Origin of the sequence: Streptomyces odonnellii, assembly GCF_000981895.1 — a bacterium.
GTDB lineage: Bacteria > Actinomycetota > Actinomycetes > Streptomycetales > Streptomycetaceae > Streptomyces > Streptomyces odonnellii.
Genome location: NZ_LATD01000141.1, coordinates 26,476 through 40,480, shown reverse-complemented (window position 1 = coordinate 40,480; position 14,005 = coordinate 26,476). Strand labels below are relative to the sequence as shown.

The following is a 14,005-nucleotide window of genomic DNA, read 5'->3' as shown; positions in this document are numbered from 1 at the left end:
TCCCCATGCCCGCGCCCGCCTCCGCGCCTCCGTCCACGCCAGTTCATCGGGCACCGCCTCCGTCCGGGCTCCGGCCGTGGCCCCCGTCCGCCAGGCCCGGCAGGGGCCCGTACCGTGGCTGCCACATCGCGTCCTGCACGGCCTGCACCAGGTCCGCCGGACGGTTCTCGGCGACCCCCTCGGTGATCGCGGCCCGTGCGACGGCCACGGCCACGGTCGCGGAGGAGGCACGCAGATCGGCCACCGGCGGCAGCAGCGCCGCGCCCGGCGCCCCCACCCGCGCCTGGTCCGCGACGGCCTCGGCGGCGGCGAGCAGCATGCCCGGAGTGACCCGGCGGGCGCGGGAGACAATGGTGCCCAGACCGAGCCCGGGGTAGAGCAGGGCGTTGTTGGCCTGCCCGATCGCATGCCGTACGCCCTTCAGATCGACGGGGCCGACCGGGATGCCCGCGGTGGTCAGCGCCTTGCCGTCGGTCCAGGCGAGGATGTCGGAGGGCATGGCCTCGATCCGCTCGGTGGGGTTGGACAGCGGGAAGATCACCGGCCGTTCGACATGCCGGGCCATCTCCGTCACCACCTCCCGGGTGAAGGCTCCGGGGACGGTGGAGGTACCGATCAGGATGGTGGGCCGTACATTGCGTACGGTCGCCGCCAGGCCGATCGCGCCGTTGCCGGCCCAGCCCTCCGCCTCCGAGGCCGGCCGGGCGTATCCGCGCTGGTAGTCGCGCAGATCGTCCATGTCGTCGGTGAGCAGGCCCTGCTTGTCGATCAGCCACACGCGGCGCACCGCGTCGTCCCGGTCCAGGCCGTCGCGGACCATCGCCTCCACGAGCTGGTCGGCGATCCCCACGCCGGCGGTGCCCGCGCCGAAGACCACCAGCCGCTGGTCCCTGAACGGTGTCCCGGTGACCTTCAGCGCCGAGACGACGGCCGCGAGGGTGATCGCGCCGGTGCCCTGCAGATCGTCGTTGAAGATCCGATAGCGGCCGGCGTTCTGCTCCAGGATCCGGCGGGCGTTGTCCGGGCCGAAGTCCTCGAAGTGCAGCAGGGCGTGCGGGAACAACTCGGCCGCGGTCTCCAGATAGGAGGCCACGAACTCGTCGTACAGCTTCCCGCGCGTGCGGCTGCGCCGTACCCCGAGGTAGAGCGGGTCGTTGAGCAGCGTCTCGTTGTCGGTGCCCACGTCCAGTACGACCGGGATGCAGCGGTCCGGGTGCAGGCCGGCCGCCGCGGTGTAGACGGCGAGCTTGCCCACCGAGATCTGCACCCCGTTGACGCCCCAGTCGCCGATCCCGAGGATCTCCTGCGCGTCGGTGACCACCAGCATGTCCACATCGTCAGGGCCGAGCCCCTGGTGTTCCAGGGCCGGCCGGATGTCCTGCGGATGGTCGATGGACAGATAGACGCCGCGCGGGCGGCGGAACTCATGGCTGTACCGCTTGATCGCGTCGCCCACCGTGGGGTCGTAGACAATCGGCAGCAGCTCGGCGAGATGATCGGCGAGGACGCGGTAGTACAGCACCTCGTTACGGTCGTGGAGCTGCTCCAGATACACGTTCTTGGCCAGCGCGCCGGGCTGTCTCTGAAGCTGTTCGTACGCGCGCTGAAGCTGCTCGTCCAGGGACAGCACCGCGTCGGGCAGCCGTCCCACCAGCTCCAGCCTCGCGCGCTCCTCGGCGGTGAACGCGGTGCCGCGGTTGGTGAGGGGGTCGGACATGACAGGGGGCAGGGCCTGGGACACGGGAGCACTCCTCGGAGAAAGGTCTCATCGAAGATCCGTCATGTGTTCTATGGTCGTCCCCGTCCGCCGGACTCGCGCGGCAGGAGCTCCGAGGCTGATGTCGGATTTCTGCCAGCCCGGCGGGCCTGTGTGCCGGATGCTGGAAGTCATGTACACCGATACCGAGCGCTGCGTACGGGCCGTGAGGTCCAAGGACGCGCGGTTCGACGGCTGGTTCTTCACCGCGGTGCTGACCACCCGGATCTACTGCCGGCCGAGCTGTCCGGTCGTACCGCCCAAGGCCGAGAACATGACGTTCTACCCGAGCGCCGCCGCCTGTCAGCAGGCCGGGTTCCGGGCCTGCAAGCGGTGCAGGCCCGACACCAGCCCCGGCTCCCCGGAGTGGAACGCCCGCGCCGACGCCGTCGCCCGCGCCATGCGGCTCATCCAGGACGGGGTCGTCGACCGCGAGGGCGTGCCCGGTCTGGCCGGCCGGCTCGGATACTCCGCCCGGCAGATCGAACGGCAGTTGCTGGCCGAGCTGGGGGCCGGGCCGCTCGCGCTGGCGCGCGCCCAGCGGGCCCAGACCGCGCGCGTACTGATCGAGACGACGGCGCTGCCGATGGCCGAGGTCGCCTTCGCGGCGGGCTTCGCCTCCATCCGTGCCTTCAACGACACCGTCCGGGAGGTCTTCGCGCTGTCGCCGAGCGAGCTGCGTACGCGCGCGTCACACGGCGCGCGAGCCACTCACGGCGCGCGCGGCACACGGGTTCCCGAGCAGGCGGGCACCCGCGGGGTCATCTCGCTCCGGCTGCCCTTCCGCGCGCCCCTCAACCCCGACAACCTCTTCGGCCATCTCGTCGCGACCGCCGTCCCCGGTGTCGAGGAGTGGCGCGACGGCGCGTACCGGCGCACGCTCTCCCTGCCGTACGGGCATGGCATCGTCGCCCTCTCGCCGCGCCCCGACCACATCGCCTGCCGGCTCTCCCTCACCGACCCGCGCGATCTCACCCTCGCGATCAGCAGCTGCCGCCGGATGCTCGACCTGGACGCCGATCCGGTCGCCGTCGACGAACAGCTACGCGCCGATCCGCAGCTCGCCCCGCTGGTCGACAAGGCGCCGGGGCGGCGGGTGCCCCGTACCGTCGACGCGGCGGAGTTCGCCGTGCGGGCCGTCCTCGGCCAGCAGGTCTCCACCGCCGCGGCCCGCACCCACGCCGCCCGGCTGGTCACCGCGCACGGAGTGCCGGTCGACGACCCCGAGGGCGGGCTGACGCATCTGTTCCCGGCCCCCGAGGCGCTGGCCGGACTCGACCCGGAGGCGCTGGCCCTGCCACGCACCCGGCGTACCACCCTCATCACCCTGGTCGCCGCGCTCGCCGACGGTTCGTTGCGGCTCGGCGCCGACAGCGACTGGGAGCTGGCGCGCGAGCAGCTCACCGCCCTGCCCGGATTCGGGCCCTGGACGGTCGAGGCGATCGCGATGCGCGCGCTGGGCGACCCCGACGCGTTTCTGCCGACCGATCTAGGCGTCCGCCGGGCCGCCGACCGGCTCGGTCTGCCGTCCACCCCGGCCGCGCTCACCAAGCGCGCGGCGGCCTGGCGGCCGTGGCGGGCGTATGCCGTGCAGTACCTCTGGGCGACGGACGACCATCCCATCAACCGCCTTCCCGTATAAGCGCGTTCGTTTCGTATCAGCACGTCAACCCGGCAAGTGTGTTCAGTCCGGCAGGCAAGGAACTTCCCTCATGACCACCACACACATCACGCACACCGTGATCGACAGTCCGTACGATCCGCTGACACTCGTCGCGGCCGACGGTGTCCTCACGGGCCTCTACATGGTCGGGCAGCGGCACCGGCCGCCCGAGGAGAACTTCGGCGAGCCCGACCCCCGGCCCTTCGCCGAGGCCGTGCGCCAGCTCACCGCGTACTTCGACGGAGAGCTGACGGAGTTCGATCTGCCGCTGCGGCTCGACGGCACCCCGTTCCAGCGCGGTGTCTGGGACCAGCTCCGGAAGATCCCGTACGGCGAGACGCGCTCGTACGGTGACCTGGCCGAGTTTCTCGGCAGGCCGGGCGCCTCGCGCGCGGTGGGGCTGGCCAACGGCAAGAACCCGATCGGCATCGTCGTGCCGTGTCACCGCGTGATCGGTTCGACGGGCAGCCTCACCGGCTACGGCGGCGGGCTCGACCGCAAGCAGCGGCTGCTGGCCTTCGAGGGAGCGGCGACCGGGGTTCCGGCCACCGCCACCCTGTTCTGACCGGGTCAGTTCTGATCGTTCTGACCCGGTCAGTTCTGATCGGGCCGGTCGCCGCGGTATCTCGTCAGCAGCGCGGGCAGCGCCGTACCGATCGGCTCGCGGATGATCTCGTGGGCGCGGTCGTCGTACGGCGTCGGCTCGGCGTTCACCACGATCAGCAGGGCCCCGTGATCGGCGGCGATCCCCGCCAGTGAGGCAGCGGGCTGCACCTGAAGGGTCGTACCGACCACGATGAACACCTCGCACGCCTTGGCGATCGCCACCGACTGCGCCAGCACCTCGGGGTCGAGCCGCTCCCCGAACATCACCGTGGCCGACTTGAGGATCCCGCCGCACGCCAGGCAGCGCGGGTCCTCCTCGCCCGCCGCGACCCGGCCCAGCGCCTCCTTCATCGACGACCGGACATGGCATCCGGTGCAGACGATCTCCCGTGCGGTGCCGTGCAGTTCGAGGACCTTGCGGGCCGGCATCCCGGCGAGCTGGTGCAGCCCGTCGACATTCTGGGTGATCACCCGGACCGCCGTCCCCGACCGGCTCAGCTCCGCCACCGCGCGATGCGCCCCGTTGGGCTCGGCGCGGAGTGTGGGACTGTCGCTCCGCATCCGCCAGGACCGGCGCCGGATCTCCGGATCCGTCATGTACAGGTCGTATGTGACGAGCTTCTCGGCCCCCGGATCGCGGCGCCACAGCCCGTTCGGACCGCGGTAGTCGGGGATGCCGGAGTCGGTGGAGATCCCGGCGCCGCTGAGGATCGCGACGAGAGTCATACGGCGAGCGTACGCAGCGGGGCCCGCGCGCGGCGAACGAATTGGTCCGGCGCGGGGCCTTGGCCGGATCCGCCCGTCAGGGAGCGGCAGGCTTGCCCACGGCGGCGAAGGGCGTCGGTGTACGGCCCGTCCAGCGGTGCATCACGGCGCGGCCCGTCCGGAGTGTGGCACCGCCGTCCTGGACCGTACCGGTCTCGGCGAGATAGTAGCGGCCGTCGTCGAGCGAGACCAGCCCGTACTGGCCCGCCGATTCCCAGCCGTACACCCCGGTCGGCGCGTGATGCAGGCCGCGGGGCAGCAGCGACAGCAACTGCCCGCGTTCCGGGCGCTGTTGGCCGCGGACGGTGCCGAGGGCGGCGCGCTTCGACCCGTCGACCACAAAGAGGGAGTAGTTGGGGAACCGTGTCTTCGTGCCCTTGTACACGGCCAGCAGCCAGTCGCCGCTGTGCGCGTCGTACTCCAGATTCTGCACGCCGTAGGTGGTGTTGCCGGTGTACGCGAAGTACTTGCCGTCGGGCGAGGCCGGGCCGCTGGTGTGCGGCGCGGACTCGGTGAGCGGCCTCTCGTACTTCCGCCAGCGCCGGACGTCGTACTGGAGCAGCACCTGGTGATCGTTGTCCCGGCGGTCGGCGTTGGCGTACACCCCGTACGCGACGGTCAGCCGGTCACCGCCGCGCCGGTCGAAGGCGGGGCCGAACGCGACGCCGTCGACACCGCTGCATCCGTACCGGTGGTCGGGGGTTTTCGCGGTGTCGCCGTCGAAGACCCCGTCGCGGTTCATGTCGGCCGTGTAGTCCTTCACCACTTCCTTGAGATGGACGGTGGAGACCACGCCGGTGGACTGGGCGTCCATGTTCATCCGGGTGATGCGGTCTCCGTCGAAGATCGCGACATAGAAGGCCTTCGCGGCCTTGTACTCCAGCGAGCCGTAGATCCGGCCGTCCCGCGCGTTGAGGTCCAGATCACCGAGATGACCGGTGAAGCCGGTGACCGAGCCGAGGGGTGTGCCGCGCAGATCGGTCTTCACCAGGAGGTCGGTGAAGGAGAAGTACATGTGGCCCTTGGCGCGGTCGACGGCCATGCCCTGGAGATGCCCCGACCGCCAGGCACCGCCGTTGACGGTGGTCGGCAGTACGGGAGGCCCAGCCGCCGGGCGCCGGTCCTGGGCGTGCGCCACGCCCCCGCCCCCGCCACTGCCTCCGGCGAAGGAGGCCGACACGACGACCAGGGATGTGAGCAGGGCCGCCAGCCGGCCGCGTGTCTGGCTTCGCGGGCTTCGCATGAGTCCTCCGGGGATCGCGGGACTCAAGAATGATGCCGGGCGGGGGAGTTCGGCGGGGCGATGCCGGGCGAATGTGGCGCATAGTCGCTGATCGCGCGTCACAGACCTGGTGTGAGGGCGATCGGCATCACCAGGGCGGTGAAGCTGCCGTGGTCGGCCGAGCACATCGTCACCGGCAGGACGGCCGGGGCCGGATCCGGGAGCATCTCGCGGTACGCGGGGAACTGCCCGTCGGACAGGGCGAGTTCGCGGTCGCGGGCTTGTCGTCCGTACGGTCCGTACCGTCCGTGGCGCGCGCCTCGGCGCCGTCCGGGCCTGCTCCGATGGTCGCCTCCGGGTGGCGGGTGGCCCAGGCGGCGAGCGCGTTCCGGGGCCGCTCCCGTACGGTCTCCCGGGGCCGCTCCGGCACGGTACGGGCGTCCGCCGCGCAACCGTCCAGCCCGACCCCGGCATCCGCCTGCGCCGTCCGCGGCCCCCGCGACAACCGCGCCCGCGCCTCCTCGCCGGGGCTACGCGTCAGGACGTGCCCGGGGGCAGGCCGTTCTCCAGTTCCACCGTGCCCGCGCCCGACTCCACCACGTCGAGTGCCGCCTGTACCCGCAGGCCGAGCGAGCCCAGCAGGTACGCCGGGATCTCCTCGCGGTCGAGCAGGCGCCACGACAGCAGCTCCTCCTCCTGGAGCCGGATCGCCGCGAGCTGCCGCTCGTCCAGCACCCCGCCGTCGTACAGATACACCGCGATCGGCGGCCGGGCCTTGCCCGGTACCCAGTCGACGGCCAGCAGCCGCCCCGGTTCGATGTCCAGGCCGATCTCTTCGAGCGTCTCGCGGTGGGCACCCGAGCGCGGGGTCTCGCCGTCGTCGGACTCGACGGTCCCGCCGGGCAGCGCCCAGCCCTCCCGGTAGTTGGGCTCGACGATCAGCACCCGCCCCGCGGCATCCCTGAACAGCATGGCGGCGCCGGCGAGCACTCGGGGAAGACCCGCGATATACGCGGCGTATTCGGTATCCGTATCGGTCACACGGGCAGCCTAAAGGCTGCCCCGGTGGATAGGGTCGGGGAGGCGCGACTGCCTGTTCGAAAGCAGAGGGAGTCAAGTGACGGACGGAGCAGTAACCGAAACCGCGCGCGTACTGGTCGCGGCGGACAAGTTCAAGGGGTCCCTCACGGCCCTGGAGGTCGCGGAGCGGGTGACGGCCGGGCTGCACCGGGTCGCCCCCGACGCGGTGGTCGAGACCATGCCGGTCGCGGACGGCGGCGACGGCACGGTCGCGGCTGCCGTGGCGGCCGGTTTCGAACGGCGTGAGGTACGGGTCACGGGACCGCTCGGCGACGAGCTGACCGCGGCGTATGCCCTGCGGGACGGTACGGCCGTCATCGAGATGGCCGAGGCGTCCGGCCTCCAGCACCTCCCCGCGGGCGTCTTCGCCCCCCTGACCGCGACGACGCGCGGCTCCGGCGAGCTGCTGCGCGCGGCGCTCGACGCGGGCGCGCGGACCATCGTCTTCGGGGTCGGCGGCAGCGCCACCACGGACGGCGGCGCGGGCATGCTCGCCGCGCTCGGCGCGCGTTTCCTGGACGCGGGCGGACAGCCCGTCGGGCCGGGCGGCGGCGGGCTGCGGGACCTCGCCACCGCCGATCTGTCCGGCCTGGACGGGCGACTCGGTACGACGGAGATCGTCCTCGCCAGCGATGTCGACAACCCCCTGACCGGGCCCAAGGGTGCCCCCGCCGTCTACGGCCCGCAGAAGGGCGCGAGCCCCGAGGACGTGGCCGTACTCGACGCGGCGCTCACCCACTACACGACGGTGCTGGAGGCGGCCATCGGCTCCCGCGCCGCCACTCTGGCGCTCTCGCCGGGCGCGGGCGCGGCGGGCGGTATCGGGTACGGCGCGCTGGTCGGCCTCGGCGCGGGCTTCCGGCCGGGGATCGAGGTGATGCTCGACGTCCTGGGCTTCGCGCCCGCGCTGGCCCGGGCGACCCTCGTGATCACCGGCGAGGGCTCGCTGGACGAGCAGACCCTGCACGGCAAGGCCCCCGCCGGGGTCGCGGCGGCGGCCCGGGCACGCGGCATCGAGGTCATCGCGGTCTGCGGCCGGCTGGCCCTGCCCCCGGAGGCCCTGGGCCGCGCGGGCATCCGCCGCGCGTACGCCCTCACCGAACTGGAACCGGACCCGGCGGTCTGCATGGCCCAGGCGGGCCCCCTGCTGGAACGCCTGGCGGCAAAGATCGCGACCGACTTCCTGACCTGAGCCGCCCCCCGGCCGGAACTCCTGCCAGGGCCCTGCGGAGTCGACCTCCACCGGGCGGGCACCCGGCGCGGGGCCGGCGGTTCCGTCCTCAATCGCCGGACGGGCTGGATGTGGCGATGGTCCGGCGCATGGGATGCCGGGGCCGACTCCGGCCGGGAGGGGACTCGGCGCTGGGGCTGGTGGTTCCGTTCCTCAATCGCCGGACGGGCTGGATGTGGCGACGGTCCGGCGCACGGGATGCCGGGGTCGACTCCGGCCGGGAGGGGACTCGGCGCTGGAGTCGGTGGTTCCGTCCCTCAAACGCCGGACGGGCTGGATGTGGCGACGGTCCGGCCCACTCGATGCCGGGGCCGGCCCGGCATCGAGGGCGTCCGGCCCCGGCGCCGTGCCGTCTCCGTCCTCAATCGCCGGACGGGCCGGAAGTGGCGATGGTCCGGCGCATGGGGTGCCGGGGTCGGCTCCGGTCGGGCGGGCGCGCGGCGCTGGGGCCGGTGGTTCCGTCCCTCAAATGCCGGACGGGCTGGATGTGGCGATGGTCCGGCGCATGGGGTGCCGGGGTCGGCTCCGGTCGGGCGGGTACCCGGCGCTGGAGTCGGTGGTTCCGTCCCTCAAACGTCGGACGGGCCGGAAGTGGCGATGGTTCGGCCCATGGGATGCCGTGCCCGGCCCCCCGCATCGGAGGGCATCCGGCCCCGGCGCCGTGCCGTCTCCGTACGCAAACGCCGGACGGGCTGGTCGTGCGTCACGCCCTGAGGTGTGTCCTCGCCCGCCCCCGCGCGTGTCCGGCCCGCCCCCGCGTGTGCGGCACGTATGACTTAGAGGTCTGCTGACCACAGGCCCGCGTGCCGAGCGAAGGAGCACTCCCCATGGGCTACCGCCTGAAGACGATCAAACGCGACGAACATCTGGCCTTCGTCCGGGCCAGACCCTCGATCAGCCATATGCAGGTTCCCGCGTGGGGCGACGTCAAGCCGGACTGGCGGGCGGAGAGCCTCGGGTGGTTCGACGAGCGGTCGCGCATCATCGGCGCGGGGCTCGTCCTCTACCGGCCGGTGCCGAAGATCAAGCGGTATCTCGCCTATCTGCCCGAGGGCCCGGCCATCGACTGGTTCGCGCCGGACCTGGCGCGGTGGTTCCATCCGCTGCTGGCCCACCTCAAGTCCCGCGGCGCCTTCTCGGTGAAGATGGGCCCGCCCGTCGTCGCCCGCCGCTGGAAGGCGGACGCGGTCAAGGCGGCCATCGCCGACCCCGAGATCCGCCGGCTGCGTGATGTCACGCCCAGCATGGAGGAACGCCGCGCCTACGCGATCACCGACCGCCTGCAACGGATGGGCTGGCGGCAGAGCGACGACGGATCGGACGACGGCTTCAGCGCCGGCCAGCCGCGCCATGTCTTCCAGGTGCCCCTCGCCGGGCGGACCCTGGACGAGATCCAGAACGGCTTCAACCAGCAGTGGCGGCGCAACATCAGGAAGGCCGAGAAGGCCGGCGTCAAAGTGGAGCGCGGCGGCTACGAGGACCTACCGGTCTTCTACGAGCTGTACCGCGAGACCGCCGAACGCGACCAGTTCCTGCCGCGCCCGCTGACGTACTTCCAGGGCATGTGGACCGCGCTGATCAAGGAGGACCCCGACCGTATGCGGCTCTATCTCGCCCATCACGACGGCGAGGTCCTGTCCGCGGCCACGATGCTCAACGTCGGCGACCACTCCTGGTACTCGTACGGCGCGTCCACCGGCCGCAGACGAGAGGTGCAGCCGAACAACGCCGTCCAGTGGCGCATGATGTGCGACGCCCACGAGCGGGGCGCGCGCGTGTACGACCTCCGGGGCATCACCGACACCCTCGACGAGAGCAACCACCTTCTCGGTCTGCTCCGCTTCAAGGCGGGCACGGGCGGCGAGGCCGTCGAGTATCTCGGTGAGTGGGACTACCCGCTGAACAAGCTGCTGCACAAGGCGCTCGACCTCTATATGGCACGGCGCTGAACAGCCACCGCGCCGAGCGGCGCGCTGCCGGCTCCACCGACTCCGTCGGCTCTGCCATAGGAACGACGCGGCCCGCCCGGACCCCGGCCGGGCCGCGCGGCGGTCCTCCCGGCCGACGCCCCGCCGAGGCGGAGGCGCCGAGCGTGCCCGTGCCGCGCTCCAAGGCCCGCCGGGGTTACGACGAAGCGTTCCCAGCCACGTGTCGCGAGGAACTCACCATCCGAGCCACCGATATGACGGCCCGTCGGATCGCGCAGCCGAGAGGGCCCCGGGCGCGTGTCGCACCCGGGGCCCTCAACGACTCGTCCACCGCGGTGGAACGTACCGCTGTCGAAATTACGGGAGCTGCGCCGCCCGCGCCTCGCGGCGGTTGTCGCGGAACGTGTTCACCCGCCGTGCCGTGGCGAACAGCGGAATGACCGCGCCCGTCACGACCTGGAGCGCACAGCCCGTCTGGAGCAGCAACTGCCCGCCGGGAGCGTCGAACGCCCAGGCGGCCAGCAGCGCCATCGCGGCCACGATCCAGCTCAGCATCGCCACCGCGAGAATGCCCCGCGGCTTCGGATACTCCACACGGCTGACCATCAGCCACGCCACCCCGACGATCGCCAGCAGCGTCGGTACGAACGGCAGTTCCAGTAGCACGATCGAGATGACCGTCAGCGCGCCGAAGGGGCTCGGCATGCCCTGGAACATTCCGTCCTTCAGCGTCACACAGGAGAATCTCGCCAGCCGCAGCACAACAGCCAGCAGCACCACCACCGCGGCCAGCGCCGACACCCGCTGATGGGCGTCGTCCGCGACCATGCCGTACACCAGCACGAAGTACGCCGGGGCGAGTCCGAAGCTGATCAGGTCCGACAGGTTGTCCAGCTCGGCGCCCATCGGCGAGCTGCGCAGCTTGCGTGCCACGAGCCCGTCGAACAGATCGAAGATGGCCGCGCACAGCATCAGGATCACTGCCGTCGCCGCGGAGTGCCGTGCCATCCCGCTCTCGTCGCTGCCCGTGAGATGGGGGATGAGAATGCCGGTGGTGGTGAAGTAGACGGCCATGAAGCCGCAGGTGGCGTTGCCGAGCGTCAGGGTGTCCGCTATCGACAGCCGCAGTGACAGCGGCATTTCCTCCGCGTCGTCCTCCGCTTCGGCCTCGGCCTCGGCGGCCCAGCCGGCTTGCGTATCAGGATCAATCACGGTCAATTCGAGTCACCCCTGCGGTCGTGGTCTGACCGACCTCGACAGCGACCTCGACACCTTCCGGAAGGTAGATGTCGACGCGCGAGCCGAAACGGATCAGGCCGATGCGCTCGCCCTGTTCCACCTTGGTGCCCTGGGGGATGTACGGGACGATGCGGCGGGCCACAGCGCCCGCGATCTGCACCATCTCGATATCGCCCAGCTCGGTGTCGAAGTGCCAGACAACGCGCTCGTTGTTCTCGCTCTCCTTGTTGAACGCCGGAACGAATCCGCCGGGGACGTGCTCCACCGAGGTCACGGTCCCCGCGAGGGGAGCGCGGTTCACATGGACATTCAGCGGACTCATGAAGATGGCGACCCGGGTGCGCCCGTCCTTCCACGGCATGATGCTCTGCACCACACCGTCGGCCGGGGAGATGACCCGGCCCTGAGTGATCTCACGCTCGGGGTCGCGGAAGAACCACAGCATGCCCGCCGCGAGCGCGGTGGCGGGCACAGCGAGAACAGCGGCACGCCGGGAACGGCGCGCACGGACCAGTCCGATCGCCGCGGTGGCGACTGTGGGCAGGAGCCACGGCGATGCTCCGCGCGCGAGGCGGACCCGGCCGCGTGGTGCAGAGGTTTGGCTGTGGGGCATGGATGACCTTCGTAGCGGATGATGCCGCGCGGGAAACAGGGGACGGCGGCTTTCCAGCGATGGTATCGGTTGCGAGCAGCAACTGAGCAAGCCAGCAGCCGAGTCGAGCGGCCGGAAGACGGTGGCTTCCGGCGACGGAGTGTGATGTGTACGGCGGCCAAATAAGATCAAACGCGACAATCAACTCTGGGCACGGTACTCCTCCAGCAGTCGGCGTCCAATGATCATTTTCTGGATCTCGGCGGTTCCCTCGCCGATCAGCAGCATCGGTGCTTCGCGGTAGAGGCGCTCGATCTCGTACTCCTTGGAGAAGCCGTAACCGCCGTGGATGCGGAAGGCGTCCTCGACGACTTCCTTGCAGTATTCGGAGGCGAGATACTTCGCCATCCCCGCCTCCAGGTCGTTTCGTTCGCCGGAGTCCTTTTTGCGTGCCGCGTTCACCATCATCGCATGGGCCGCTTCGACCTTGGTGGCCATCTCGGCAAGCTTGAACTGGATCGCCTGGTGCTGCGCGATGGGCCTGCCGAAGGTGTGACGTTGCTGGGCATATGCCACACCCAGTTCGAAAGCACGCTGTGCGACGCCACAGCCACGCGCGGCGACATTGACCCGGCCGACCTCGACCCCGTCCATCATTTGGTAAAACCCACGACCGGTGGTCCCGCCGAGTACCCGATTGGCCGGAATGCGCAGTCCGTCCATGATCAGTTCGGTGGTGTCGACCCCCTTGTACCCCATCTTGTCGATCTTCCCGGGGATGGTGAGGCCCGGCCGTACCTCACCGAAGCCGGGCTCCTTCTCGACCAGGAAGGTGCTCATCGACCTGTGCGGGGGCGTCCCCTCCGGATGGCCCTCGTCCGTACGGCACAGCACGGCGACAAGCGTGGAGGTGCCGCCGTTGGTGAGCCACATCTTCTGGCCGTCCAGTACGAAACCGTCGCCGTCCCGTACGCCCTTGGAGGTGATGGCGGAGACGTCCGAGCCGAGACCGGGCTCCGACATCGAGAAGGCGCCCCGTACCTCCCCCGCCGCCATCTTCGGCAGGAACGCGTCCTTCTGCTCCTGGGTGCCGTGCTGCTTGAGCATGTACGCCACGATGAAATGGGTGTTGACGATGCCCGAGACGGACATCCACCCGCGGGCGATCTCCTCCACGCAGAGCGCGTAGGTGAGCAGCGACTCGCCCAGACCGCCGTACTCCTCGGGGATCATCAGCCCGAACAGTCCGAGGTCCTTGAGGCCCTCGACGATCCGGGTCGGATACTCGTCGCGGTGTTCCAGCTCCGTGGCGACCGGAAGGATCTCCTTGTCGACGAAGTCCCTCACGGTGGCCAGGATCTCCCGCTGAATGTCGGTCAGCCCGGCGGTCCGGGCGAGTCGGCTCATGGCTGGGTCACTTCTCCCGCGGCTCTGGGCGGCCGGGCTGCTCGCCGCCGCGCTCCTTGACGTACTTCTCGGTCGGCACCATCACCTTGCGGCGGAACACACAGACGACCGTGGAGTCCTGCTTGTACCCCTTGGTCTCCACATACACGATTCCGCGGTCGCTCTTGGACTTCGAGGGCGTCTTGTCGAGCACGGTCGTCTCGCCGTAGATCGTGTCGCCGTGGAAGGTCGGCGCGATGTGGCGCAGCGACTCGACCTCCAGATTGGCGATGGCCTTCCCGGAGACGTCCGGCACCGACATGCCCAGCAGCAGCGAGTAGACGTAATTGCCGACGACGACGTTCTTCCCGAAGTCGGTCGTCCTCTCCGCGTAGTTGCTGTCCAGGTGGAGCGGATGGTGGTTCATGGTGAGCAGACAGAACAGGTGGTCGTCGTACTCCGTGACCGTCTTGCCGGGCCAGTGCTTGTAGACCGCACCGATCTCGAACTCCTCGAACGTCCTGCCGAACCGCATCG

The 14,005-nt window shown here is 70.7% G+C and carries 13 protein-coding genes; 4 read left to right on the top strand and 9 right to left on the bottom strand.

Going from position 1 to position 14,005, the window contains the following annotated elements:
• Positions 1-43 precede the first annotated feature (43 nt).
• Positions 44-1,741: an NAD-dependent malic enzyme gene (locus tag WH07_RS14785; protein WP_079023227.1), complete on the bottom strand. Its 1,698-nt coding sequence runs from the start codon at positions 1,739-1,741 to the stop codon at positions 44-46.
• 148 nt (positions 1,742-1,889) lie between these two features.
• Between WH07_RS14785 and WH07_RS14780 the strand changes: the two genes are divergently transcribed.
• Both WH07_RS14780 and WH07_RS14775 read left to right on the top strand, forming a co-directional pair.
• Complete coding sequence (locus WH07_RS14780) at positions 1,890-3,398, top strand: AlkA N-terminal domain-containing protein (RefSeq protein WP_046500336.1); 1,509 nt, start codon at positions 1,890-1,892, stop codon at positions 3,396-3,398.
• A gap of 70 nt (positions 3,399-3,468) precedes the next feature.
• On the top strand, positions 3,469-3,984 hold the full coding sequence (locus WH07_RS14775) for a methylated-DNA--[protein]-cysteine S-methyltransferase (protein ID WP_046500328.1): 516 nt from the start codon (positions 3,469-3,471) through the stop codon (positions 3,982-3,984).
• Positions 3,985-4,013: 29 nt separating this feature from the next.
• Here WH07_RS14775 and WH07_RS14770 read toward each other — a convergent pair whose 3' ends face one another.
• The 4 genes from WH07_RS14770 to WH07_RS14755 form a co-directional block, all read right to left on the bottom strand.
• Positions 4,014-4,751, bottom strand: coding sequence for an SIR2 family NAD-dependent protein deacylase (locus tag WH07_RS14770; RefSeq protein WP_046500327.1), 738 nt, complete (start codon positions 4,749-4,751; stop codon positions 4,014-4,016).
• Positions 4,752-4,827: 76 nt separating this feature from the next.
• Positions 4,828-6,033, bottom strand: coding sequence for a hypothetical protein (locus WH07_RS14765; RefSeq protein ID WP_052744386.1), 1,206 nt, complete (start codon positions 6,031-6,033; stop codon positions 4,828-4,830).
• Positions 6,034-6,202: 169 nt separating this feature from the next.
• Complete coding sequence (locus WH07_RS14760) at positions 6,203-6,517, bottom strand: hypothetical protein (protein WP_046500326.1); 315 nt, start codon at positions 6,515-6,517, stop codon at positions 6,203-6,205.
• 32 nt (positions 6,518-6,549) lie between these two features.
• Positions 6,550-7,053, bottom strand: coding sequence for an NUDIX domain-containing protein (locus tag WH07_RS14755; RefSeq protein ID WP_046500325.1), 504 nt, complete (start codon positions 7,051-7,053; stop codon positions 6,550-6,552).
• Between the two features lie 76 nt (positions 7,054-7,129).
• On the opposite strand from WH07_RS14755, the gene WH07_RS14750 reads away from it, so the two are divergent.
• Both WH07_RS14750 and WH07_RS14745 read left to right on the top strand, forming a co-directional pair.
• Positions 7,130-8,284 carry a glycerate kinase gene (locus WH07_RS14750; protein ID WP_046500324.1) on the top strand — a complete coding sequence of 385 codons (1,155 nt, stop codon included), beginning with the start codon at positions 7,130-7,132 and terminating at the stop codon, positions 8,282-8,284.
• Positions 8,285-9,150: 866 nt separating this feature from the next.
• Entirely contained in the window at positions 9,151-10,272 is a 1,122-nt protein-coding gene (locus WH07_RS14745) for a lipid II:glycine glycyltransferase FemX (RefSeq protein WP_046500323.1), read from the top strand.
• A gap of 336 nt (positions 10,273-10,608) precedes the next feature.
• Here the strand turns inward: WH07_RS14745 and pssA are convergent, their stop codons facing one another.
• The 4 genes from pssA to WH07_RS14725 all read right to left on the bottom strand — a co-directional run bounded on the left by pssA (position 10,609) and on the right by WH07_RS14725 (position 14,003).
• On the bottom strand, positions 10,609-11,463 hold the full coding sequence (gene pssA, locus WH07_RS14740) for a CDP-diacylglycerol--serine O-phosphatidyltransferase (RefSeq protein WP_046500322.1): 855 nt from the start codon (positions 11,461-11,463) through the stop codon (positions 10,609-10,611).
• A complete protein-coding gene (locus WH07_RS14735; protein ID WP_063775769.1) occupies positions 11,456-12,103 on the bottom strand; it encodes a phosphatidylserine decarboxylase in 648 nt (215 codons plus the stop codon). Before WH07_RS14735 ends, pssA begins: the two co-directional genes overlap by 8 nt.
• Before the next feature lie 180 nt (positions 12,104-12,283).
• Entirely contained in the window at positions 12,284-13,489 is a 1,206-nt protein-coding gene (locus WH07_RS14730) for an acyl-CoA dehydrogenase family protein (protein WP_046500320.1), read from the bottom strand.
• Between the two features lie 7 nt (positions 13,490-13,496).
• Positions 13,497-14,003, bottom strand: a complete 507-nt coding sequence (locus tag WH07_RS14725; RefSeq protein ID WP_046500319.1) for a MaoC family dehydratase — start codon at positions 14,001-14,003, stop codon at positions 13,497-13,499.
• Positions 14,004-14,005: the final 2 nt, after the last annotated feature.